18 protein-coding genes are annotated in these 21,736 nt (G+C 66.2%); 10 read left to right on the top strand and 8 right to left on the bottom strand.

The genetic code is table 11. The features are described 5' to 3' along the window. Positions 1-87: 87 nt before the first annotated feature. The 5 genes from fliJ to fliF are packed head-to-tail and all read right to left on the bottom strand — an operon-like array spanning position 88 to position 5,772. Positions 88-537 carry a flagellar export protein FliJ gene (gene fliJ / locus EYW47_RS33480; protein WP_133199103.1) on the bottom strand — a complete coding sequence of 150 codons (450 nt, stop codon included), beginning with the start codon at positions 535-537 and terminating at the stop codon, positions 88-90. Next, positions 534-2,312: a flagellar protein export ATPase FliI gene (gene fliI / locus EYW47_RS33475; protein WP_133199102.1), complete on the bottom strand. Its 1,779-nt coding sequence runs from the start codon at positions 2,310-2,312 to the stop codon at positions 534-536. The genes fliJ and fliI overlap by 4 nt, the downstream gene beginning before the upstream one ends. Continuing rightward, a complete protein-coding gene (gene fliH, locus EYW47_RS33470) occupies positions 2,306-2,998 on the bottom strand; it encodes a flagellar assembly protein FliH (protein WP_133199101.1) in 693 nt (230 codons plus the stop codon). Before fliH ends, fliI begins: the two co-directional genes overlap by 7 nt. Beyond that, on the bottom strand, positions 2,991-3,986 hold the full coding sequence (gene fliG, locus EYW47_RS33465) for a flagellar motor switch protein FliG (protein ID WP_133199100.1): 996 nt from the start codon (positions 3,984-3,986) through the stop codon (positions 2,991-2,993). Before fliG ends, fliH begins: the two co-directional genes overlap by 8 nt. After that, positions 3,976-5,772 (bottom strand): flagellar basal-body MS-ring/collar protein FliF, encoded by a 1,797-nt coding sequence (gene fliF / locus EYW47_RS33460; RefSeq protein WP_133199099.1) that lies wholly within the window; start codon positions 5,770-5,772, stop codon positions 3,976-3,978. Before fliF ends, fliG begins: the two co-directional genes overlap by 11 nt. Positions 5,773-6,122: 350 nt before the next feature. On the opposite strand from fliF, the gene fliE reads away from it, so the two are divergent. From fliE to EYW47_RS33435, 5 genes are all read left to right on the top strand, one after another. Next, positions 6,123-6,458 (top strand): flagellar hook-basal body complex protein FliE, encoded by a 336-nt coding sequence (fliE, locus tag EYW47_RS33455; RefSeq protein ID WP_133199098.1) that lies wholly within the window; start codon positions 6,123-6,125, stop codon positions 6,456-6,458. A 157-nt stretch (positions 6,459-6,615) separates the two neighbouring features. Next, entirely contained in the window at positions 6,616-7,062 is a 447-nt protein-coding gene (gene fliS / locus EYW47_RS33450; protein ID WP_133199097.1) for a flagellar export chaperone FliS, read from the top strand. Further along, positions 7,059-7,391 carry a flagellar protein FliT gene (locus EYW47_RS33445; protein WP_133199096.1) on the top strand — a complete coding sequence of 111 codons (333 nt, stop codon included), beginning with the start codon at positions 7,059-7,061 and terminating at the stop codon, positions 7,389-7,391. The genes fliS and EYW47_RS33445 overlap by 4 nt, the downstream gene beginning before the upstream one ends. A gap of 227 nt (positions 7,392-7,618) precedes the next feature. Continuing rightward, positions 7,619-9,190, top strand: coding sequence for a flagellar hook-length control protein FliK (gene fliK, locus EYW47_RS33440; protein WP_133199095.1), 1,572 nt, complete (start codon positions 7,619-7,621; stop codon positions 9,188-9,190). Beyond that, a complete protein-coding gene (locus EYW47_RS33435; RefSeq protein ID WP_133199094.1) occupies positions 9,187-9,585 on the top strand; it encodes an EscU/YscU/HrcU family type III secretion system export apparatus switch protein in 399 nt (132 codons plus the stop codon). The genes fliK and EYW47_RS33435 overlap by 4 nt, the downstream gene beginning before the upstream one ends. A 14-nt stretch (positions 9,586-9,599) precedes the next feature. On the opposite strand, the gene EYW47_RS33430 is transcribed toward EYW47_RS33435, so the two are convergent. Then, a complete protein-coding gene (locus EYW47_RS33430) occupies positions 9,600-11,117 on the bottom strand; it encodes a coniferyl aldehyde dehydrogenase (RefSeq protein WP_133199093.1) in 1,518 nt (505 codons plus the stop codon). Between the two features lie 161 nt (positions 11,118-11,278). Continuing rightward, positions 11,279-13,111 (bottom strand): isovaleryl-CoA dehydrogenase, encoded by a 1,833-nt coding sequence (locus EYW47_RS33425; RefSeq protein ID WP_240764028.1) that lies wholly within the window; start codon positions 13,109-13,111, stop codon positions 11,279-11,281. A 350-nt stretch (positions 13,112-13,461) separates the two neighbouring features. Between EYW47_RS33425 and EYW47_RS33420 the strand changes: the two genes are divergently transcribed. Then, a complete protein-coding gene (locus EYW47_RS33420) occupies positions 13,462-15,105 on the top strand; it encodes a GMC family oxidoreductase (protein WP_133199092.1) in 1,644 nt (547 codons plus the stop codon). A gap of 248 nt (positions 15,106-15,353) precedes the next feature. Then, positions 15,354-17,090 carry an OmpA family protein gene (locus EYW47_RS33415; RefSeq protein ID WP_133199091.1) on the top strand — a complete coding sequence of 579 codons (1,737 nt, stop codon included), beginning with the start codon at positions 15,354-15,356 and terminating at the stop codon, positions 17,088-17,090. A 125-nt stretch (positions 17,091-17,215) separates the two neighbouring features. Here the strand turns inward: EYW47_RS33415 and EYW47_RS33410 are convergent, their stop codons facing one another. Beyond that, positions 17,216-18,163, bottom strand: a complete 948-nt coding sequence (locus tag EYW47_RS33410) for a LysR family transcriptional regulator (protein WP_133199090.1) — start codon at positions 18,161-18,163, stop codon at positions 17,216-17,218. Positions 18,164-18,812: 649 nt separating this feature from the next. On the opposite strand from EYW47_RS33410, the gene EYW47_RS33405 reads away from it, so the two are divergent. The 3 genes from EYW47_RS33405 (at position 18,813) to EYW47_RS33395 (ending at position 21,736) form a co-directional block, all read left to right on the top strand. Then, entirely contained in the window at positions 18,813-19,841 is a 1,029-nt protein-coding gene (locus EYW47_RS33405; RefSeq protein ID WP_133199089.1) for an isopenicillin N synthase family dioxygenase, read from the top strand. Beyond that, positions 19,841-20,479, top strand: coding sequence for a LysE family translocator (locus EYW47_RS33400; protein ID WP_240764032.1), 639 nt, complete (start codon positions 19,841-19,843; stop codon positions 20,477-20,479). Before EYW47_RS33405 ends, EYW47_RS33400 begins: the two co-directional genes overlap by 1 nt. A gap of 261 nt (positions 20,480-20,740) precedes the next feature. Beyond that, positions 20,741-21,736 carry an iron-containing redox enzyme family protein gene (locus EYW47_RS33395; RefSeq protein ID WP_240764027.1) on the top strand — a complete coding sequence of 332 codons (996 nt, stop codon included), beginning with the start codon at positions 20,741-20,743 and terminating at the stop codon, positions 21,734-21,736.

Here is a 21,736-nt window from a genome sequence, read left to right as displayed (position 1 = left end):
GCTCTCTTGAACGTGATCTGGACGCGCCGGGAGTGTGTCCCGAGGCGTGCCCCAGCTATGACACGAGCGCGCTCGCTCGCGCCTGCGTCATGAATGCGTGCTGCGCATGCGCAGCACGCGAGCGGCGTGCTCGTCGGCGTCGCGCTGTTCGCGGCGGGCGTCCTTGAGCGCTTGCACATCGTCCTGGCGCGACTGCAGCACCTCGTACGAGCCGAGCTTCTGCTGGCTGCGCTGCCAGTCGGGCTTGGCGGCCTCCACGCGCTGCGTGGCCTGCTCGAGCATGCGGCGCTGCTGGTCGATGGCGGTGTCGAGCGTGTCGATGAACGCCTGGAAGTTGCGCACATTGCCCGCGGCCATGCCCGTGCGCGCGGACTCGGTGAAGCGCGCGTGATACTCGTCGCGGTAGTCGATCAGCGCCTTCAATTGCTTCTCGATTTCCACGCGCTCACGCTGGACGCGCCCGAGCCGTTGCGTCGCGGCATCGACATCGTCCTGCGCGAGGCCGATCAAGGTCTGCAGCGCGGTCTGCTTTGTCATGTTCTCGCTCCCTGGCCGTTACCCGAAGTGTTGCCAATTAGCGCGCCGAGCATATCGACGCTTTGTTCGTAGTTCGCGGTTTCGCGAAAGCCCTGCTGAAGAAAGGCCTCGATGCGCGGATACAGCGCGATGGCGCGGTCGAGCACCGCGTCGCGCCCGCTCACGTACGCGCCCACGTTGATGAGGTCGCGGTTGCGCTGGTAGCGCGAGAGCATCTGCTTGAACGCGCGCGTCTGGTTCAGATGCGGCTCGTCGATGAGCGCGGTCATGGCGCGGCTGATGGACGCCTCGATGTCGATGGCCGGATAGTGCCCGGCTTCCGCGAGCGCGCGGGAGAGCACGATATGGCCGTCGAGAATCGCGCGCGCCGAGTCGGCGATGGGGTCTTGCTGGTCGTCGCCTTCGGTGAGCACGGTGTAGAACGCCGTGATCGAGCCGCCGCCTTGCGGGCCGTTGCCGGTGCGCTCGACGAGCGCCGGGAGCTTGGCGAACACCGAGGGCGGATAGCCCTTGGTCGCGGGCGGCTCGCCGATCGCGAGCGCGATCTCGCGCTGCGCCATCGCGTAGCGCGTGAGCGAATCCATCAAGAGCAGCACGTGCTTGCCCTGGTCGCGGAAGTATTCGGCGAGCGTGGTCGTGTACGCGGCGGCCTGCATGCGCAACAGCGGCGAGACGTCGGCGGGCGCGGCCACCACGATCGAGCGCGCGCGGCCGTCCTCGCCGAGTATCTGCTCGATGAACTCCTTCACTTCGCGGCCCCGCTCGCCGATCAGGCCGATCACGATCACCTCGGCGCTGGTTGCGCGCGCCATGGTGCCGAGCAGCACCGATTTACCGACGCCCGAGCCCGCGAAGAGGCCCATGCGCTGGCCGCGCCCGACCGTCAGGAGCGCGTTGATCGCGCGCACGCCCACGTCGAGCACCTTGTGGATCGGCTCGCGGTTCAGCGGGTTGATGACGGGCGCGGTGAGCGGCGCATCGGCTTCGGTATTGAGCGGCCCGAGGCCGTCGAGCGCGCGGCCCGAGGCGTCGAGCACGCGTCCGAGCAACCCCCAGCCCACCGGCAGGCGCTTGGCGCCCGCCATCGGGTCGGCAATGGGCGCGCTCTCCAGCGGCCAGACCCGCGCGCCGGGCAAGAGGCCCGCGACTTCGGTGGTGGGCATCAGAAAGAGCTTGTCGCCCGCGAAGCCCACGACCTCGGCTTCGGCCATGGGCAGCGAGCTGCCCTGCGGCAGCTCGATCATCACTTCGGAGCCCACGGCGAGGCGCAGCCCCACGGCCTCGAGCACGAGGCCCGCGGCGCGCGTGAGGCGCCCGCAGCCGCGCAGCGGCAAGGCCAGCGCGTTGCGCGCGCGCACGCTCGCGAGATGCGCATTCCAGGCGGCAAGGTGAGGATTGCTGGGGTCGTAGTTCGGCGGCGGGGTGTACGGTGCAGTGCGCGGCGCGGCGTAGGGCAGCGGCTCGGCGGCGCGCGGCGCGTGGGTGGCTTCGGCGCCCGGCCCGGCTCCAGCGGCAACGTCGGGCATTGCGGCCATTGCGGCTGTGTCCGCCGGCGCGTGCCGTTCGCCGGCGCCCGCTTGCGCGCCCTGCCGCTCCTGCGGATCGGCGTCGTGCTGGGCCGCCTGCGTGTCGTCGCCCACCAGCACGCCGTGCGTTTGCGCCGGGTCGTGCGCGCCGGGCCCGAACGACGCGAGCGCGAGCTCCTGTTCGAGCGGCGTGAGGCCGCCCGTGTGGATCGCCTGGTGCACGGTCTGGTGCAGCGTCGAATTCACCATGGCCGCGCCTTGCCGAGCGCCGCCGCCACGCGCTCCCAGCGCGTGCCGATGGCCGCATCCGTCTCGCCGGTCGCCGACTGCGCGCGGCAGCCGCCGCGCTCGAGTGCCGCGTCGGTGCGCACGGTCCAGCCGCGCGTCTGCAGTTCTTCCATCAGATACGCCTCCACCACCGGCAGATCGGCGGGGCTCACCACGAGCTGCGGCGAGCCCGCGAGCTGCGGCTCGTGCGCGAGCACCTCGCGCGCCGCAGCCAGCAGCGCCGTCGGGTCGTGCTGCACGTGCTGGCGCACCACCTGCTGCGCGATGTCGAGCGCGAGCTCGACGAGCGTGTCGGCCACGCCCGCTTCGGCCGTCTGCAAGGCATCGGCAAAGCGCTGCGCGAGCTGCGCCAGTTGCCGCGCCTGCGCGCGCGCCTCTTCGCGCCCTTGCTCGAAGCCCTGCTTGTGGCCCTGGTCGTAGCCGGCCTGGTAGCCGAGCGCCTGGCCGGCCACGTGGCCGGACGTGAGGCCCTGCTGGTGCGCCGTGTCGCGCACGCGCTGCAACTCGGCCTCGAACGCGGCCGTCTCGTCGGGCGTGGGGGGCGGCGAGGGCGGGGGTGGCGGGTCGAACGACGCCATCTCCCAGCGCTGGTACGCCGAGCGCGCGCGCTGCTGTTGCGTTGCCATCTCCGTTGCTTCGTCAGACATACGCGTCTTCCGCCTTTCCGCCGATCACGATCTGGCCGCTTTCAGCAAGGTTGCGAACGATCTGAAGGATACGCCGTTGCTGCGCTTCGACCTCCGAAACGCGCACAGGGCCGCGCGCGTCGAGGTCTTCGGCGAGCAGTTCCGCGGCGCGCTGCGACATGTTCGAGAGGAACTTGGTGCGCAGCGCGGGCGGGGCGCCCTTGAGCGAGATGATGAGCGACTCCGACTCCACTTCCTTGAGCAGCAGCTGGATCGCGCGGTCTTCGAGGTCGAGCAGGTTTTCGAACACGAACATCTGGTCGATGATCTTCTGGGCCAGCTCGGCGTCGTACTGGCGTACGTTCTCGATCACGCCTTCCTCGTGCTGGCTGGTCATGAAATTGAGGATCTCGGCGGCCGTGCGGATGCCGCCCATCGGGCTGCGCTTGAGGTTGTCGCTGCCCGAGAGCAGGCTCGTCAACACGTCGTCGAGCTCGCGCAGCGCCTGCGGCTGGATGCCGTCGAGCGTCGCAATGCGCAGCAGCACGTCGTTGCGCAGGCGCTCGGTGAAGCACGACGCGATCTCCGAGGCCTGGTCGCGGTCCAGATGCACGAGGATCGTGGCGATGATCTGCGGATGCTCGTTCTTGATGAGCTCGGCCACCGACCCCGAATCCATCCACTTGAGGCCTTCGATGCCGCTCGTGTCGCCGCCTTGCAGGATGCGGTCGATCACGGCGCCGGCCTTGTCCTCGCCCAGCGCCTTGGTGAGCACGCTGCGGATGTAGTCGTTCGAGTCGAGCGAGAGCGCGCTGTGCTGCTCGGCTTCCTTCACGAACTCCTGCAGCACGCCGTCGATCTCTTCGCGCTTGACGTTCTTGAGCGCGGCCATGGCGGCGCCGATCTTCTGCACCTCGCGCGGGCCGAGGAACTTGAAGACCTGCGCGGCCTCTTCCTCGCCAATCGACATGAGCAGCAGTGCGCTCTTGGTGGCTCCTTCAGCGTTCATCGTTCACCCAGTTCTTGACCACGGTTGCGACGATCTTCGGATCCTGGCGCGCGATGCTGCGCGCGAACTCCAGGTTGCGCTCGAACTTGTGCTTCTCGTTCTCGAGGGCGAGGAGGCCGTTGTCGCTTTCGGCATCCCCTGCGCCTTCGAGCCTGTCGAGGCCCGGCAGGCCATCGAGCAGCATCGGCTCGTGATCGCCGGCAAGCGCGGGCGTGGCGGCGGCCGGGGCGCTCGGCGGGAAGGCGCGGCGCAGTGCCGGCTTCACCATCACGAAATAGAGGAACAGGGCCACCGCGCCGATGCCCAGCCACGTCGCGACCTGTTTGGCGAGCGCGATCATGTCGGGCTGGCGCCACCACGGCAGGTTCGCGCCCGGGTCGACTTCCTGCTGGAACGCAGCGTTCACCACGTTCACCGAGTCGCCGCGCTTCGCGTCGTAGCCCATGGCGTCCTTCACGAGCTGCTCGACCTGGGCGAGCTTTTGCGCGTCGAGCGGCTGCATGGTGGCGTGGCCCTTGGCGTCCACCTGCTGCTGATAGTTCACGACCACGGCCACCGAGAGGCGCTTGATGTCGCCCGCCGCCTGGCTGTAGTGGCGCACGGTCCGGTCGAGCTCGTAGTTCGTGGTGGTGTCGCGGTGGTCCGAGATCGGCGTGGCAGGGGCCGCGCCGTTCGCGCTTGCGCCGGCGGCCACGCTGATGGGCGCCGAGGCCGGCTGCGGCGGCGTGTTCGAGAGCGCGCCCGGCACGCCGCCGGCATTGGCCTGCTGCGCATCGGTGGCGATGCTCTGCTGCTGGCTGCGGATGGCGGCTTGCTGCGGGCTGCCGTTCGGGCCGTAGTTCTCGGAAGTCTGCTCGAGCTTCGAGAAGTCGAGGTCGGCGCTCACCTGCGAGCGCGCGTTGCCGGCGCCGAAGAGGGGCGCCAGGATCGCGTCGATGCGCGACTGCGTGTCGTGCTCGACCTGGCGCACGTACTTGAGCTGCGAGGCGTCGAGGCCGGCGCTAGTGGCGCTCTGCGTGAGCAGGTTGCCGTCCTGGTCGACCACGGTGACGTTGCGCACCGGCAGATCGGGCACGGCCGAGGCGACCATGTGCGTGATGGCGGCCACCTGGCCGTCGTCGAGCGCGCGGCCCGGGTACAGGTTGACGAGCACCGATGCGGTGGGCGCCTCGCGCTCGCGCACGAACACCGAGGGCTTCGGAATGGCCAGATGCACGCGCGCGGACTTCACGCTCTGGATCGATTGAATCGTTTGCTCGAGCTCACCCTCGAGCGCGCGCTGGTAGTTCACCTGCTCGGCGAACTGGCTGATGCCGAACTTCTGGTTGTCCATCAGCTCGAAGCCCACCGAGCCGCTCTTGGGCAGGCCCTGCTGCGCGAGGCGCAGGCGCATTTCGCCCACCTGGTCGGACGGCACGAGGACCGCGCCGCCGCCTTCGGAGAGCTTGTAGGGCACGTTGGCGGCCTGCAGCGCCGTGATGATGGCGCCGCCGTCGCGGTCCGAGAGGTTGCTGTAAAGCACTTTATAGTCGGGCGCGCGCGACCAGAGGATGAGCCCGGCGACCACGGCCACGAGCACCGCCACGGCGACGATGAGCGGCGCGCGCGGGTTGCCGCGCACCTTGCCCAGCGACGACAGCGAACCCAGGCGCTGCGCAAAGCCGCCGCCCAGGTCCTCCGCGGCGCCGCCGGCCACGCCTGCAGCGGCCGCGCCCGTGGCGGCGCCGCTGGTGGCGAGGCCCACGCGGGCGTCGGGGTTGATCAAAGAGTTGGCAGACGAATCCATGCTACGGGTTTCTCCGGGAGACTTGCTGTCCCGCGGCGCGGCACGCGCGCGGCGGAAACTTTCACGACAGCGATTATCCGCAGCCTCTGGCAAGCCGATTGCGCGAATAGAGCCGGGTTTTCCCCCTAGTTTCGGGGCTTCCCGAATGGGCGAATTGCTATGCTCCTCACCAGATTCGGCGCTCTGTATGCGCGCCGGGTTGGCCGGGCGGCGCGCCGTCCCCGCCCGGGTGGGCTCGCGCCCTCGCACTACCCCTCTTTGAAACAGCTTTGCATGGGACCGGAGTAAGTGCTTGAAGCACTTACTCCGGCCGACAGCTAAAGCGCCAACTCTGGTCGACAGGAGAAAACATGACCGTGCCAGTCAACCCACTCACGTCGGCCCTTGCGCAGATGCAGTCGATGGCCACTCAGGCGGCGAGCGGTTCCGCCGCGGCCGACGGCGGCTCCGGTGCGGCCACCGCGGGCGGCTTCGCCGCGGCGCTCAAGGCGTCCCTCGACAAGATCAGCGGCGACCAGCAAAAGGCCGTCGGCGAATCGCAGGCGTTCGAGATGGGGGCTGGCAACGTTTCGCTCAACGACGTCATGGTCGACATGCAGAAAGCCAACATCGGCTTCCAGTTCGGCCTGCAGGTGCGCAACAAGCTCGTTTCGGCCTACACCGACATCATGCAAACCCAGGTGTGAAGGCCGCGCGCTGCGCCCTTTGTCCGATTTATCAGACTTGTCTGACTAAAGCTTCTCCTGTGCTGTTCCGATAACACGGCTAGAACCGGCTCGCGCCACGAGGCGCCAGGGCCTGATGCAACGTATCCATAGCCGCACATTCGAAGGAGAAGCGCCGATGTTTTCCCCTGCACAGTCTGGAGCCAACGCTTATGCACGCGTGGGTGTCGAAACAGGGGTCATGGGCGCGAGTCCGCACAAGCTGATCGCGCTTCTGTACGAAGGCGCGCGCAAGGCGATCGCACAGGCCCGCATGCATTTGCAGATGGGTAATGTGGGGCCGCGCGGCGAGGCGATCGGCAAGGCCATCCGGATTGTCGAAAGCGGGCTTCAGCTGGCGTTGAACATCGAGGCGGGCGGAGAAGTCGCGCAGCGCCTGAACGCACTCTACGGTTATATGACGCAACGCCTGCTCGAAGCGAACATTCAACAGAGCGAGTCCATGCTGGTCGAAGTCGACCGCCTGCTGGCGACGCTCGAGGAAGCCTGGTTGGGGATTGCGCCGGAAGTGGAGCGGATGGCCAGAGAGTCGTCCGGACCTGTGTCTGGTTCATTGACGAGATGAATTCGAAAGCAGACTACTTTGCCCACTACGAGGCGATTGCGGCGGTTTCGGGGCGGATGCTCCATGCCGCGCGCGGTGCGCACTGGAACGAGCTGATCGGGCTCCAGGAGGAGTACCGGCACCTTGTGGACGCGCTCAAGAACGCCGACTTCGGCGTGCGGCTCACCGCACCCGAGCGCACCCGCAAGTACGAGCTGATCCGGCAGATCCTTGCCGACGACGCAGCGATCCGCGACCTCGCGAGTCCGTGCATGGCGCGCCTTGCGGCGCTCTTTCACGGCACCACGCAGCCGGCGCGGGTGTTGCAGGAGCTGTACGGCGCGCGGTAGGCGGTGCGGCAGGGGGCGCGTCAAGGGCCGCCGGGGCCCGTGAGGGGCCGTGAGCGTTCATCGCTCGCGCGCGGACGGACGCCGAGGATGGCCGACGAAAGCGCAGCGCCCCGCGCCAGCACCCGGCAGCACGCACCAGCAGCACGCACCAGCGAGAAATCTGACCGCGTCGCGCAGCCGCTTGGGCCGCGCGGCGCCTAACCGGGCCCGCGCGGGCCACGCTCCGCATGAACGGAATCGATACGAGCGCCGCAGCGCTGCTCGCTAGCCGCATAGGCGCGCTGGGCCCGACCGGCTCCCAGGGCAGCGCGGGTGCCGCGCAGACGGGCGTTTCCGCGCTCACGGGCGGCGTTGCCGCGCTGGCCGACCCGCGCAGCGCAGGCTCCCCTCAGGCATCGGCGCAGACCGTGCTCTCGGCGGTCGCGCTCGCGCTCGACGCGATCATCCGCTCCGGCGGCGAGGCCACGCCCGCCGTGGTCGGGCGCGCGCCGATCTGGGCCGATCCAACGGCTGCCGGCGATGCGCCCTTGGGCGACCCTGGCTCACTGCCGCTGCCGGGCCTCGCCAATTCCGCCGGTCAGGCGAGCGCCGCCGCCGAGGTTCAGTCAATGGAAGCCGCGCTGCTCGCCGATCTCGCGGCAGAGGCGGCGCAGGCGGGACTGCCAGGCGGCGCGCAAGACGCCGATGGCGCTGCCGGCGCAGGTGGCGCAAATGGCGGCACGGCCGGCCCGCGGGGCGCCGCGTCCACGCCGCAAGGCGCGCAGGCAGCCCAGGGGGCGGCACTGGCCGCGCAATCCGGCCCGGTCGCGGCGCTTGCCGCGACGCTCGCGCAGACCGTGGCGTCGAGCGGCCTCTTCTACGAATCCCATCTCGCCCAATGGCTGCGCGGCCAGCGCACGCCCGGCGAGCTCGCCGACGAGCCGCAGAACCGCCTGACCAGCGACGGCGCGCAATTGCCGCTCGACTGGAGCCAGGCCGCGGACGACATCGACGACGTGCTGTGGACCGATCTGCCCGGCGCCGCGCAGCAGGGCGCGCGCACGGCCAACACCGCCAACGCGGCGGGGACGGCGGCGGCCTCGGGCGCGCGCGGCGAAGCCAATGCCACCGCGCTCGCCCAGGAGGCTCTCCGCGAAGGTGGCCGCACGGCGGCGGCGCTCGCCGACACGCTGCTGCCCGCCGCCCGCACGCCCGCCGGGGCGGGGACGGGTGTCGGCGTGCACGAGGCGCTGCTGCCGCTCGTGCGCCAGCAGCTCGACCTGCTCGCGACCGGCGAATTCCGCTGGACCGGCGAGGCGTGGCCGGGCGTGCGGCTCGACTGGACCATCCAGCCGGACGACGACGAGCGCCTCGATCCACGCAACTCACGCGCCGGGCGCAGCACCGCCGACGACGAAACGCCATGGCGCACGCGTCTCACGCTGGCGCTGCCGGCGCTGGGCACCGTCGACGCGGAGCTGACGCTCGCGGGCTCGACGCTCGCGGTGCGCGTGCAGGCGAGCCCGGGCGGTGCGCAGCGCCTCACCGCGCACAGCGAAGCGCTGCGCGGGCGGCTCGAAGCGCTTGGCCTCGCGCTCGCGGGGCTGTCGATCCGCGAGATCGGCGGCGCAGGGGGGGCGATGGGCATGGACGGCGCGCGGGCCGCCGGTGCGTATGCACGCGCCGCCGCGGCGCAGACGAGCGACGCTCATGCAGCCGGCCCTGCCGAGGCGCACGGTGCGGCCGCGCACGCCGCACCCGCTTCACACGCGGCTGATGCCTCGCACGCCACGGACTCGACAGACTGGGAGCTCGGATGAGCCGCACGAACCGCAGGAGCGCCGCTGCGCTCGCCTACGACGACCCCGTCGCGCGCGACGGCGCGCCACGCGTGGTCGCGAAGGGTTATGGGCTCGTCGCCGAGATGATCGTGCAGCGCGCGAAGGAAGCGGGCCTCCACGTGCATGAGGCGCCGGAGATGGTCTCGCTGCTGATGCAGGTGGATCTGGATTCGCAGGTCCCGCCGCAGCTCTACCAGGCCGTGGCCGAGATGCTCGCGTGGCTGCACGGGCTCGAAACGGCGGAAAGCGAGGCGAGACAGGCAAAAGCGGCCGCTGCCGCGAGAGACGCGCAAGCAGCGGCGGCGCAGTCGCGTCTGCCGGATGCCAAGGCGCTTGGGGGGAATCCGCTGCGCTGGCCTGCGCTGCCGCGGTAGGCGCGTTCGCGCCGCTAGAACTTCAACATCACGCGTATCAGAAGGTTGAACAGCTTTCCGTAGGGCGGCGCGATCAGGCCGCGTGCGTTCAGCCGCGCCTGGGTGAACACGGGCTTCATCCGCGAGAACGTGGTGAAGCCTTCGTAGCCGTGATACGCGCCCATGCCGCTCGCGCCCACGCCGCCGAACGGCAGCCCTTCGGCCGCGATGTGCATGAGTGTCTCATTCACCGACATGCCGCCCGCCACGGTCTCGCGCGTCACGCGCTCGACGGTGCGCGCGTCGTCGGCGTAGAGGTAGAGCGCAAGCGGCCGCGCGCGCGCGTTCACGTAGCGCAGCGCTGCGTCGAGCGAGTCGTAGGGCACGAGCGGCAGCAGCGGCCCGAAGATCTCCTCCTGCATCAGCGGCGTGTGAGCGGGCGCGCCCGTCACGATCACGGGCGCGAAGCGCCGTGTCGCGGCGTCGCGGGACCCAAGCGCATGCAACTGCGCGCCCGCGGCCTGCGCTTCGTCGGCGAGGCGCTCGAGCCGCTCATAGTGGCGCGCCGAAATGATCGAGGTGTAGTCGCGGTTGTTCGCGAAGTCGGGATAGAGCTCGCCAAAGCGCGTGCGCGCGCGGGCAATGAAGGCTTCCTCGCTGCCGCGCGGCAGCAGCACGTAATCGGGCGCGATGCAGGTCTGCCCCGCGTTGAGCGTCTTGCCAAGCAGCAGGCTGTCGACGGCGTAATCGAAGCGCGCGTGCTCGCCGATCAGCACGGGCGACTTGCCGCCGAGCTCCAGCGTGACCGGCGTGAGGTTCGCGGCGGCCGCGCGCATCACCTCGTGGCCGGCGCGCGTCGAGCCCGTGAAGAGCAGATGGTCGAACGGCAGCGCCGTGAATGCGGCGCCCATGGCGGCGTCGCCGTTCACGACCGCTACGTGGTCGCGCGCGAAGGTCTGGCTGATCAACGCTTCGAAGAGCGCCGAGGTGCGCGGCGTGAGCTCGGACATCTTGATCATCGCGCGGTTGCCCGCTGCGAGCGCGCACACGAGCGGGCTCGCGCCGAGCAGGAGCGGATAGTTCCACGGCACGACGATGCCCACCACGCCGAGCGGCTGCGGCACGACGCGCGCGCTGCCCGGCGCGAGCCATTTGCCGACGCGGCGGCGCTGCGGGCGCATCCAGCGCGCGCCGTGCTTGAGCGCGGCGTCGATCTCCTGCTTGAGCACCACGAACTCCGCAAGCGCAACCTCGGCTTTCGAGCGCTGGCCGAAATCGGCGTTCATCGCAACGGCTAGTGCGTCCTGGTGCGAGAAAAGCACGTCGCGCAGCGCCCGCAGATGGCGCGCGCGCTCGCTCCATGAGGGAAACGGCGCGCGCTGATGCGCTTCGCGCTGCGCGGCGAGCAAGGCGTGCAACGATTCGCGCGGGTCGATGGAGTCGCCGGAGTCGCCCGGCAGGCCGGACGCAGCGCTGTGCGCGCCGCGGCTGGGGCCGCCGCCGCTGTCGTGACCGTCCTGACGTGCGAGTGCTTCGGGCAGATCCTGCTTCATGGTCGGTCCTCGTGAGGATGGCGCAACGGCCATGCCGGGTTGCGATGGATGCGTCGGTCTTCGGCGCTGGCGCTTATGCCGCAAGGCGCTGCCGTTTACGCCGCAAGGCGCTGCTGCCTACGCCACAAGGCGTTGCCGTTTAGGCCGCAAGGCGCTGCTGCTTACGCAGCGAGATAGTCCGGCGGCAACGCCCGCGCGATCAGCGCCGCGTGATCGAAGCGCGCGGGCAGCGTGCCGAACACGCGCCCACAGTCGGCGTCATGCTCGTCGAGGCGCATGGCAATGAACGCCTCGGCCACCTCGGGCGGCCCCGCGCGCAGCAGCATGGCCTGCGCGATCAGCACGATCTGCTGGGCGATGTGCCGCGCGCTGGTCTCGCGCGTGCCGGGCGCGCCATTGAGCAGCGCCGAGAGCCGGTCGAGCGCCGCTGAGAGCGCTGCATGCCCTGCAGCCTCGCGCCGCCACGCGAGAAAGAGCATCTGCGCGGCGTCGGCATCGCGCTCGAGCGCGCGCAGCACGTCGAGGCACATGACGTTGCCCGAGCCTTCCCAGATCGAATTGACGGGCGCCTCGCGGTAGAAGCGCGCCATCGGCCCTTCCTCGACGTAGCCGTTGCCGCCCCAGACCTCCATCGCTTCGCCTGTAAAGGCGAGGGTGCGCTTGCAGACCCAGAACTTGGCGGCGGGCGTGACGATGCGCCGCCAGGCGCGGGCAACGAGCGCACGGCCGCTTTCTTCTGTGACGGTTCCGGCTGCATTCGCGTCATTCGCGCTCTCTTCGAACGCTTGCGCGAGCTGCATGAACAGCACCGTGGCGGCCTCGGATTCGAGCGCGAGATCGGCGAGCACGTTCTGCATCAGCGGTTGATCGGCGAGCACGCGGCCGAACGCGCTGCGGTGCCGCGCATGGTGGATCGCCTGCACCAGCGCGGCACGCATGAGCGCCGCGCTGCCGATCACGCAGTCGAGCCGCGTGTAGTTCGCCATCTCGATGATGGTCGCCACCCCGCGCCCCTCGTCGCCGATCATCACGCCGTACGCGTCGAAGAATTCCACCTCGCTGCTTGCGTTCGAGCGGTTGCCGAGCTTGTCTTTCAGGCGCTGCACTTGGACCGCGTTTTTCGTGCCGTCCGGTTTGAAGCGCGGCACGAAGAAACACGACAGCCCATCATGTTCGGTGGTGCGTGCGAGCACGAGATGCGCGTCGCACTGCGGCGCGGAGAAGAACCACTTGTGTCCGGTGAGCAGGTACTCGGCGCCGCGTCCGCTGGCGATGCCCGCCGGGCGCGCCTGCGTGCGGTTGCTGCGCACGTCCGAGCCGCCCTGCTTTTCGGTCATGCCCATGCCGATCATCATCGAGCGCTTGCCGGCGAGCGGCACGTCGCGCGCGTCGTGCTCGCGCGTGTAAAGCCGCTCGCGCAGCGTGTCGAAGAGCGCAGGCTCGCACTGCAGCACCGGGATGCTCGCGAACGTCATGGTCAGCGGGCAGAGCGAGCCCGATTCGAGCTGCGCGTGCAGGAAATAGCCGGCGCAGCGCGCGGCCATCGCGCCGGGGCGCGGCTCCGAAAACGGCAGCGCATGCAGGCCTTCGGCGCGCAGCAGCTTGAGCAGCTCGTGCCAGGCGGGATGGAATTCGAGCGCGTCGATGCGCTCGCCGCGCGGGCTGTGCGTATGCAGCTCGGGCGAGTGCCGGTTGGCGAGGTCGGCCAGCGCGAGCGTGGGCGCCGCGCCCAGCGTTGCGCCGTGACGCACGAGCGCCTCGCGATGCCAGCCGGCGCCGGCGCGCGCGAGCGCTTCGCCCAGCGCGGAATCGGTCGTGAAAAGGTTGTAATCGGCGAGCGGCGGCGCCTGATTCGTAACTTCGTGGGTGGTGCCGGGGCGATAGGCGAGCGTAGCGACGCCCGACGCATCGGCGCCCGACGCATCGGCGCCCGGCGCGTTGCCGCTCAATGCCTGCGTTGTGTCCATCGTGCCGCTGCGGTCCGTCGAGTCCATCTACGTGTCTCCATCGGCGGCGCGCGAGGGCGCGCGGCCAAACAAGGCCGATCTGCGGTCCATGCGCGCTCCAGCGCTCCCTGTTCTGCTTGCTGGAATCATTCAGCTCGCGCGGCTGAACGGCCTTTCATGGTAGCCGCCTGGCTGCCGCCTACGCGGCCTGAGGATTAGAGGAAAGGTTCTGACATAAAAGCTGACCTCAGTCTCGGACGCTTCCTACAATGCGCGGAAAAGCGAAATCGAACGAGCGTGCATCTAGCGTGCCTCAAGCGCGTTTTGCATGCAACGCCTCGTGCATTGGACCGGCGTCAGTGTTGAAGCACTCACGCCGGCCGACCAAGGGAGGAGGCATGCAATACGACTACGTCATCGTAGGCGGCGGCTCGGGCGGTGCATCGCTCGCCGGGCGGCTGGCCGAGCGCTGTCCCGACGCGAGCATCGCGCTCGTCGAAGCCGGGCCGCACACCGCGCGCAATCTGTTCGTCAACATGCCGATGGGCGTCGCGGCGCTCGTGCCGCGACGCACGAAGAACAACTACGCCTACGAGACGGTGCCCCAGCCGGGTCTCGCGGGCCGCCGCGGGTATCAACCACGCGGGCGTGGCTTCGGCGGCTCGAGCGCCATCAACGCAATGATTTACACGCGCGGTCATCCGCTCGATTACGACGAGTGGGCGCAACTGGGCTGCGCGGGCTGGGCGTGGGACGACGTGCTGCCGTTTTTCCTGCGCGCCGAGGACAATTCGCGCGGCGCCAGCGCGTGGCACGGCGCGGGCGGGCCGCTTGGGGTCGCCGATCTGTGCGAGCGCAATCCGGTGGCGCAGCGCTTCGTGCAGGCCGCGCACGAGGCCGGCTTTCCCCTCAACGACGACTTCAACGGCGCCAGGCAGGAGGGCGTGGGTTTCTATCAGGTGACGCAGCGCGGCGGCGAGCGCTGCACCGTGGCGCGCGCTTATCTCTATGACGAGCGGGCAGGCCAGCCGCGCACGAATCTCCATCTGATCGCCGATGCGACCGTGCTGCGCGTCACCTTCGACGGCGCGCGCGCGAGCGGCGTCGAGGTGGCGCGCGGCGGGCGCACCGAAACGCTCGAAGCACGCGCCGAGGTGATCCTCGCGGCCGGCGCGTTCAATTCGCCGCAGCTCCTGATGTGCTCGGGCATCGGCCCCGCCGCGCAACTGCGCGCGCACGGCATCGCGGTGCGCCACGACGCGCCCGAGGTGGGCCGCAACCTGATCGACCATATCGACTTCACGTTCAACAAGCGCGTGCATTCGAGCGAGACCGTGGGCTATTCGCTGCGCGGCGGCGTGAAGATGGTGTCCGGCCTCGTGCGTTATCTGCGTACCCGGCGCGGCATGTTCACGACCAACGTGGCGGAGGCGGGCGGCTTCCTGAAGAGCCGCCCGCAGCTCGACCGGCCAGATCTGCAATTGCACTTTTGCACGGCGCTCGTCGACGACCATAGCCGCCACCTGCACTGGGGCCACGGCTACTCGCTGCACGCATGCGTGCTGCGCCCGGCGAGCCGCGGCACGCTCACGCTCGCGAGCGCCGATGCGCGCGTCGCGCCCGTGATCGACCCGCAATTCTTCTCCGATGCGCGCGATCTCGATCTGCTGGTAGAGGGCGCACGCATTGCGCGACGCATTCTCGATGCGCCCGCGCTCGCGCGGATGGGCGGCCGCGAGCTCTACACACATGCGGACCAGAGCAACGCCGAACTGCGCGCGGTCATCGCGGCGCACGCCGACACGATCTATCACCCCGTCGCGACCTGCCGCATGGGCGGCGACGCGCGCTCGGTCGTCGATCCGCAGTTGCGCGTGCGCGGCGTGACGCATCTGCGTATCGCCGATGCCTCGGTCATGCCGACGCTGATAGGCGGCAACACCAATGCGCCAACGGTGATGATCGGCGAGCGCGCGGCCGACTTCATCGCCGCGAGCCGGCGCGCCGGAAGCGTGACGCACGGCGCAACAGTCATCGCCTGATACGCATCTTCCCGCTCTCGTACACGTTGATCGTCTCACGTGCGAAGCATCGAAACGAGGCGCAGCGCGCCGGCGCAATCCGCCTCGTTTTGACATTGCGTTGACGAAGAAAAGACCCTGTAGAGGGGTTTTCGTCAAAGAGTGTGCGGCACAAGCGCCAGGCGTATTTTCGAGATTTCGGACTCCCTATAATCGCGCGGCATCTGGGCGTGTCAGTTGGCGCGTCCGCGAACTGGAGGAACCGCTCGATGAGCATCAATGTCTTTCAATTGCTGGAAACGGTCCTGAGCGACGATGTCGTGCGCACGCTCGCCGGCCGCTTCGGCCTCACGCCCGACCTCACCCGCAAGGTCACGAGCGCAGCGGCTCCGGCCATCGTCGCCGCCATCATGCATCGTGGCAGCACGCCCGAAGGCGCGCGTGGCCTGTTCTCCGCCATCATGTCGCCGGACGTCAACGCGCTGATCGGCAAGCAATTGCCGGAGATGCTCTCGAGCACCTCGGGCCTGAGCCAGCTTGAAACCGCGGGCCGCGAGCTGATCCAGAAGGCCGCGGGCATCAACGTCGGCGCACTCGCCGACGCCGTGGCCGCGCAAACCGGCGCGGCGCAGTCGACGGCCTTCTCGCTGACCGGCGTGGTCGGCGCGGCGGTCATGGGCATCCTGAAGCATCACTTCACGGGCTCGCAGGGCCTGGTCGGACAACTGCCAACGCTGCTCGGCCATCAACTTTCGTCGGTCAATGCAAGCCTCACCGACCGCCTCGCCCAAGCCGTGGGCCTCGGCACCGCGGCCAGCTTCGCGGGCTCGATTCTCACGCGCCTGAAAGATGTCTCGGCGCATCTGGATCATCCGCAGCCGGCCGTGCGCCCGATTTCCGCCGCCGTGCCGCCTCAGACCGCCGCAACGCCGCCGATCGAGCCCGAGAAGCGCGGGCATTCGTGGCTGTGGTGGCTGCTGGCCGCAATCGCGCTGATCATCGCATTCTTCGCGCTGCGCTCATGCCAGCGCGACGACGCCGCCGAAGACACCCAGGCGAGTGCCGCGCAAGCCGCTTCGGCCGTTGCGCCGGCAGCGCAAGCCGCATCGGACGCGAACGCACCCGTCGCACTGCCGGCTTCGCAGGCCTCGGACGCCGCAGCGGCATCCTCGGCTGAAGCGGCTTCGTCGGCGAGCGACGCCGCGCCGGCGCCGACCCAGGACTCGCACCTCTCGTTCACGGTCGACAAGGCCGGCGTGCCGACGGTCACCGCGACGGTGGGCACCGAGGCCGAGAAGGCCCAGCTCCTCGACGCGCTCACGAAGAAGTTCGGCGCAGGCAAGTTCGACGCCAACGTGACGGTCGACGCCGCCACGAAGCCAGCCGCATGGCTCGCGCACCTCGACGGCCTGCTGCCGCTGCTCGCGCTGCCCGGCGCAGAAGTCAAGATCGACGGCTCGCACGTGGAGCTGAGCGGCGCCGCGGCCAACGCGCAGCTCGGCTGGCTCGACAAGCTCAAGGCGCTGTTCGGCTCGGGCTTCGACATTGGCGTGTTCAACGTGCAGAAGGCCGTGGCCGACGCCACGCAATCGTTCCGCGACGCCGTGAAGGGCCTGTTCGGCACCGAGGCCTCGTGCGCTTCCGCCGATATCGTGAAGGTGTTCAACCTGCAGGTGGTGAATTTCGCGACGGGCAGCACGAGCATCCCGGCCTCGGCGGGCGAAGACCTGCGCCAGTCGGCCAAGGTGCTCAACGCCTGCGCGAAGGAAGGTAAGCCGGTCAAGATCGAAATCGCGGGCTATTCGGATAACGTCGGCAACAAGGCGAGCAACCTCGCGCTCTCGAAGCGCCGCGCGCAAGCCGTGCGCACCTACCTGGTCGCGCAGGGCGTGAGCGCGTCCACGCTCATCGCCGAGGGTTACGGCGACGCCAAGCCGGTCGACAGCAACGACACCGAAGGCGGGCGCTTTCACAACCGGCGCATCGAGTTCGTAGCACAGCAGTAAGCGCAAAAAGCGTTACGCGGCGCAGCGCGAGAGAGACCACCTAAAAAACGCGTAGAGAGCCGTCCGGCGTGAGCCGGGCGGCTCTTTTACTTTGCGCCGCAACGTGATGCAGGCGCGCTCATGCGTCAGCGCGTGTCGGCGGCCGGCTTTTCGAGGCCGGGCGGGCGCACGAAGTCGTCGAGGAAGGTGGACGGCTTGCCGTATTCCTCGCGCGCCACCTCGAGCCACGCGCGCGCGGCGTGCGAAAGATAGCCGCTGCGCTTCCAGCCGATCGCCATGTCCCAAGGCACTTGCGGATCGGTAACGGGCAGGCAGGTGAAGCGCGCCGAGTCGAGCCGGCGCACATACGGCGCGGGCAGCAGCGCGATGCCCACGCCCGCGAGCACGAGCGCCGCCATCAGGTCCCAGTGGCCGCTGCGGCCCACGATCTGCGGCGTGAAACCCGCCGCGCGGCACGCGGCGAGCACGACGTCGTTCAGCGCAAGGCTCTCCCCGTAGAACACGAACGGCTCGCCGGCCAGATCGGCGAGCGGCACGCTTGGCGTGCCGTCCCAGCGCGAGCCGCGCGGCGCGACCAGCCACAGGAGCTCATGGGAGATCGGCAGCACGTCGATCTGCTCCGGATCGACGGGCAGCAGTACGCCGCCCAGCTCGAGCTCGCCGGAGATGAGCGCGGCCTCGATCGCGCGCGAGCCTTGCTCGAAGAGCTTGAGCTCGATCTTCGGATAGCGCTGGCGGAACGCGGCGATGGCCGGTGTGAAGAGCGAGCCGCCCATCGGCGGGATGCCGATGGTGAGCTCGCCGCGCCCGAGCGTGTCCAGATCGGCGAGCTCGGCCTGCAGCTGCGCGTAGGCGGCGAGCACGTCCTGGCCGCGCTGATAGACGATGCGTCCGGCGTCGGTCAGCACCATCTGGCGCGCGTCGCGCAGCAGTAGCGGCGTGCCGGTCTCGTCCTCGAGCGCCTTCACCATCTTGCTGATGGTGGGCTGGGTCACGTGCAGCTGTTCGGCGGCGGCGGTGAAACTCTGCTGCCGCACCACCTCGATGAAATAGCGAAGGGCGCGCAATTCCACGGTTGTGTCTCCTGTCTTCCAGAGTCGGCACTTTAGCGCTTACTCTGGGGTCTCTTCAGAAAACCGAAAATAAAGCAACTTTAGCGGTTGGCTCCTCCTTCAGTTGGCGCTCACGCAGATGCCAGCGGTGATGGCCGCAACGGCTGAAGCTTACTTGGTTGTTCTTCGACACGTAGTCGCCGGCCAGGTTGACACGCTGCCAAACGGGCGGAGAACAATAGGGTGGCAGCGTTGTGTAGGGCGACGTTCCGTGCGCTTATAGCCTTAATCGCTCGTCCAAAAGACAGTCGATGTTCCGCAACATGATTGCAGCAGTGACGAGATTCAGGCCACCAGCACGATAACGCTGGAACTCGACGCTCCGATCGCGAACTTCTACCGAGACGGTAGAACAACACCGACCGAGCAAGCGCATTGCGGGTCTCGTCCTTGTACACAGGTATCGACGCGGCGGCGCGGTTCGGTGCTCTCCAGCCAGTCGGGAATGAAGAACGCGCGTTTGATGTGAGCGATCTCACGCAGGGCCCCGGGAAGGCTGTCCTGCCGTCGTTTGCCATATCGTTATCTCATAACAACCTATCAATTTGATAGCTTTATCCTGAAAAAAAATATTGATCAAATGCTTGAAAAATAACTGCGAGACGAAATTGTGGAAAACACATTCACTATTCCGATAATCAACTCCGAAGCAATTTATTCCGATTCGGGCCGTGCGCGAGAAGCTCTAGCAAACAAGATTAATGATGCTGCGGTGAATTTTGGAATGTTTTATATAACAGGGCTTGGCATCGACCCATCTTCCGTACGTGAGCAATCAGAGATATTTCACTCAATGCCATCGGCGTACAAGGACCGCTACCGCATCGGAACAGGCATGCGGCACGCCGGCTATGTCCCTCTGACAGAGAAGGGATTGTACGGCGATGAAGGGAAGCGTCGTCGTTACGAGTCGTTCGATCTCTCTCTGGAGACAGTATCGGCCGAAGTCGGCAATAACATATTCAACGGACCAATTAACTGGCCCGATCTACCATCGTTCAAGGATATCGTATATATCTTTTTCTGTAACATGATTCACATTAGCCGCGAGCTTTCGACTGTAATTGAAATGTCACTCGACGTAGAGCCAGGCGCAATAGTCTCAAAGATGAATCATCCATCCTCGCAGTTGCGGCTTCTTCACTACATTGAAAACGGCGATCCGCCTGATATAACGGATACGAATATGGGCGCGCACACCGACTATGAATGTTTCACAATCCTCTATCAGGATAGCCCGGGCCTGCAAGCGCAAATCCGGAATGGTGCCTGGGTGCCCGTACCACCGATCGTCGACGCTTTTGTCGTGAACATCGGGGATATGCTCGAGTGCCTCACAAACGGATACTGGAAATCAAACTCTCACCGGGTTATCAATACCGGAAAAGAGAGATATTCAATACCATTCTTTTCTTCCTTGGATTTCAATTCAAAAATCTCCCCCCATTCACGCTTTGCCACGCAAAAGCATGGCATGACTAAATACAGGGAAATCGTCGCCGGATATCACCTACTGGAGCAGGTGACCCGTGACTTCACTTATCTTCGAGAACTGCACGAGGCAGGAGATCTGGAACTTCCGAACGGTATGCCGTCGGAAAATCCGTTCCAATACACGGTCGATGAGGGTGAGATGTGATGGTGGTCGAAACGCGGGCCATCGTTTCAGTGATTGCCGCTGGATTTATTCTAAGTTGCTCGCCTGGTCCATCGATGCTGTATATCCTTTCCAGGACAGCCTCCCAAGGGCGTGATGGAGGCATCGCATCGGCGTTAGGCTTAGCTACCGGCGGTGTCTTCCACGTACTCCTTGCCACTCTTGGCATCTCTGCAGTGATCGTCGCCAATCCGCTGATCTTCAAGATCATCAAGTTTTCCGGTGCCTTTTATCTTCTGTATTTGGGTGTGTGCGCAGCGATCGACCTGCTTCGTCGTTCACGGTCCACAACCAGCAATATCGAACAAATAAAAGATACACCATTGATAACCATATATCTTCAGGCAGCCTTGACTGAAGTGACGAACCCAAAAACTGTAGTCTTTTTTTTATCATTCATTCCCCAGTTCATCAACCCGGATGCGGGGAATGTATCCGTACAATCTTTCATTCTTGGATCCTTGATTCCAATAACAGCTATGCCGTCTGACCTGATCATTGCACTCGGCGGCGGGCTTATGTTGAAAAAAGTGTTTGATGGAAAAATATCTGGGCTATTAGTTCGCGCGCTTTCCTCCGTTGTATTGATCGCACTCGGATTGCGAGTCGCCGTAGTTTAAAGGTATCAATGTTTCGATTTGCCGATATTCGGCAAAGCCCCTGCTCGCAACGTGTTTGTGGGCATTTTCAGCCAGTAATCAAAGGAGATAGTGATGTCGCAATCGACGACGCCAGAAAAAGTTGTAATTTCGGTAAAGCCGCGTAACCCGCGTCCTGTTCTGATCCCCGTTCATCTGTAATCGAACGGCGCTCTGTTAAGAGCCGGAGCTGCGGAAGATACCGTGGCTCCGTATTTATATTCAATCTGATTGGAGGATGAAGTGGAGAATATTTTGTCGGAATCACGTAAATATTTATTGAACTCATCAGTGGTTTCACATACTCCACTTGTTGTCCGGACAAGCGTCGGCGAGGATTTTGAACTCGCCGATGGTGTAGTCAGTGCTGGGGAAATCGAGGATTTGCTGGAAATTCTCGGAGAAGAGCGCACTGAAGCGGAAATAGCGAATGTACTTCCGGTTAGAGCGCGTGAGCACGTTCGCCAGCTCGTGGAGTGTTTGGCCGCACATGGAATCATTCGCCCGGCTATCCGCCCAACAGGAAAGACTGGTTTCGAAGCGCTCCTCGAAATCGAAGATCTATCGAACCATCTTCTTTATGAAACGCTCTACCGCAACGAATTCTGGACGAACTGCTCGAAAGCAACGAATCCGGGCGACGTTCCGGAATCAGTTGTGTACGGAATGGTGATTGAAAACTACCATTTCCTCTTCCGAGAAAGCTACTTCGATGCGCCAGTGCTCTCATATGTTCCTAACACGAAGGTTCGTCTTGCGATGAACGAGTTCTTCTCTGAAGAATACGGTCACGACGAGCTACTTCTGAAGGCGCTCAATCGTATAGGAATTTCGCGCGACGATCTCGCACACACTATTCCGTTGCCCCAGACAATGGCACTTTGTAACGGTCTTGCATACTGGGCGCATAACGACCCGCTCTTTTTCTTTACAACGCTTGGCATCCTTGAAGGCAAGGATATTCGCCAAGACTCGTTCCTTGATGCTGCATTTCGGATTGGAATCGACCCCGAATTTCTGCGGCCAGTGAAAGCGCATTCAGATATCAACCTTCAGGGCGAGCATGGCAGCCTCACTCGCAAAATTTTCTCCCAGATACCAGTCGTCGATGAAGAGACGATGAAGCGGATGCGCACGCAGACGTACCTCTTCGTCGAATTGTACGATGCATTTTACTCGGCCGTCTGGAGACACTATTCGACAGCGGGAGAAATACTGCGCCGTGTCGACCATCTTTAA

The sequence above is a fragment of the Paraburkholderia silviterrae genome, assembly GCF_004353915.1.
Classification (GTDB): Bacteria; Pseudomonadota; Gammaproteobacteria; order Burkholderiales; family Burkholderiaceae; genus Paraburkholderia; species Paraburkholderia silviterrae.
Note: the sequence above shows the minus strand (reverse complement) of the source record. Positions and strands in the feature narration are given on the sequence as shown.

What these genes read in the sequence shown, in the direction of transcription:
- fliJ (WP_133199103.1), bottom strand. Translation starts at nt 537, where the DNA reads ATGACAAAGCAGACCGCGCTGCAGACCTTGATCGGCCTCGCGCAGGAC.
- fliI (WP_133199102.1), bottom strand. Translation starts at nt 2,312, where the DNA reads ATGGTGAATTCGACGCTGCACCAGACCGTGCACCAGGCGATCCACACG.
- fliH (WP_133199101.1), bottom strand. Translation starts at nt 2,998, where the DNA reads ATGTCTGACGAAGCAACGGAGATGGCAACGCAACAGCAGCGCGCGCGC.
- fliG (WP_133199100.1), bottom strand. Translation starts at nt 3,986, where the DNA reads ATGAACGCTGAAGGAGCCACCAAGAGCGCACTGCTGCTCATGTCGATT.
- fliF (WP_133199099.1), bottom strand. Translation starts at nt 5,772, where the DNA reads ATGGATTCGTCTGCCAACTCTTTGATCAACCCCGACGCCCGCGTGGGC.
- fliE (WP_133199098.1), top strand. Translation starts at nt 6,123, where the DNA reads ATGACCGTGCCAGTCAACCCACTCACGTCGGCCCTTGCGCAGATGCAG.
- fliS (WP_133199097.1), top strand. Translation starts at nt 6,616, where the DNA reads ATGTTTTCCCCTGCACAGTCTGGAGCCAACGCTTATGCACGCGTGGGT.
- EYW47_RS33445 (WP_133199096.1), top strand. Translation starts at nt 7,059, where the DNA reads ATGAATTCGAAAGCAGACTACTTTGCCCACTACGAGGCGATTGCGGCG.
- fliK (WP_133199095.1), top strand. Translation starts at nt 7,619, where the DNA reads ATGAACGGAATCGATACGAGCGCCGCAGCGCTGCTCGCTAGCCGCATA.
- EYW47_RS33435 (WP_133199094.1), top strand. Translation starts at nt 9,187, where the DNA reads ATGAGCCGCACGAACCGCAGGAGCGCCGCTGCGCTCGCCTACGACGAC.
- EYW47_RS33430 (WP_133199093.1), bottom strand. Translation starts at nt 11,117, where the DNA reads ATGAAGCAGGATCTGCCCGAAGCACTCGCACGTCAGGACGGTCACGAC.
- EYW47_RS33425 (WP_240764028.1), bottom strand. Translation starts at nt 13,111, where the DNA reads ATGGACTCGACGGACCGCAGCGGCACGATGGACACAACGCAGGCATTG.
- EYW47_RS33420 (WP_133199092.1), top strand. Translation starts at nt 13,462, where the DNA reads ATGCAATACGACTACGTCATCGTAGGCGGCGGCTCGGGCGGTGCATCG.
- EYW47_RS33415 (WP_133199091.1), top strand. Translation starts at nt 15,354, where the DNA reads ATGAGCATCAATGTCTTTCAATTGCTGGAAACGGTCCTGAGCGACGAT.
- EYW47_RS33400 (WP_240764032.1), top strand. Translation starts at nt 19,841, where the DNA reads ATGGTGGTCGAAACGCGGGCCATCGTTTCAGTGATTGCCGCTGGATTT.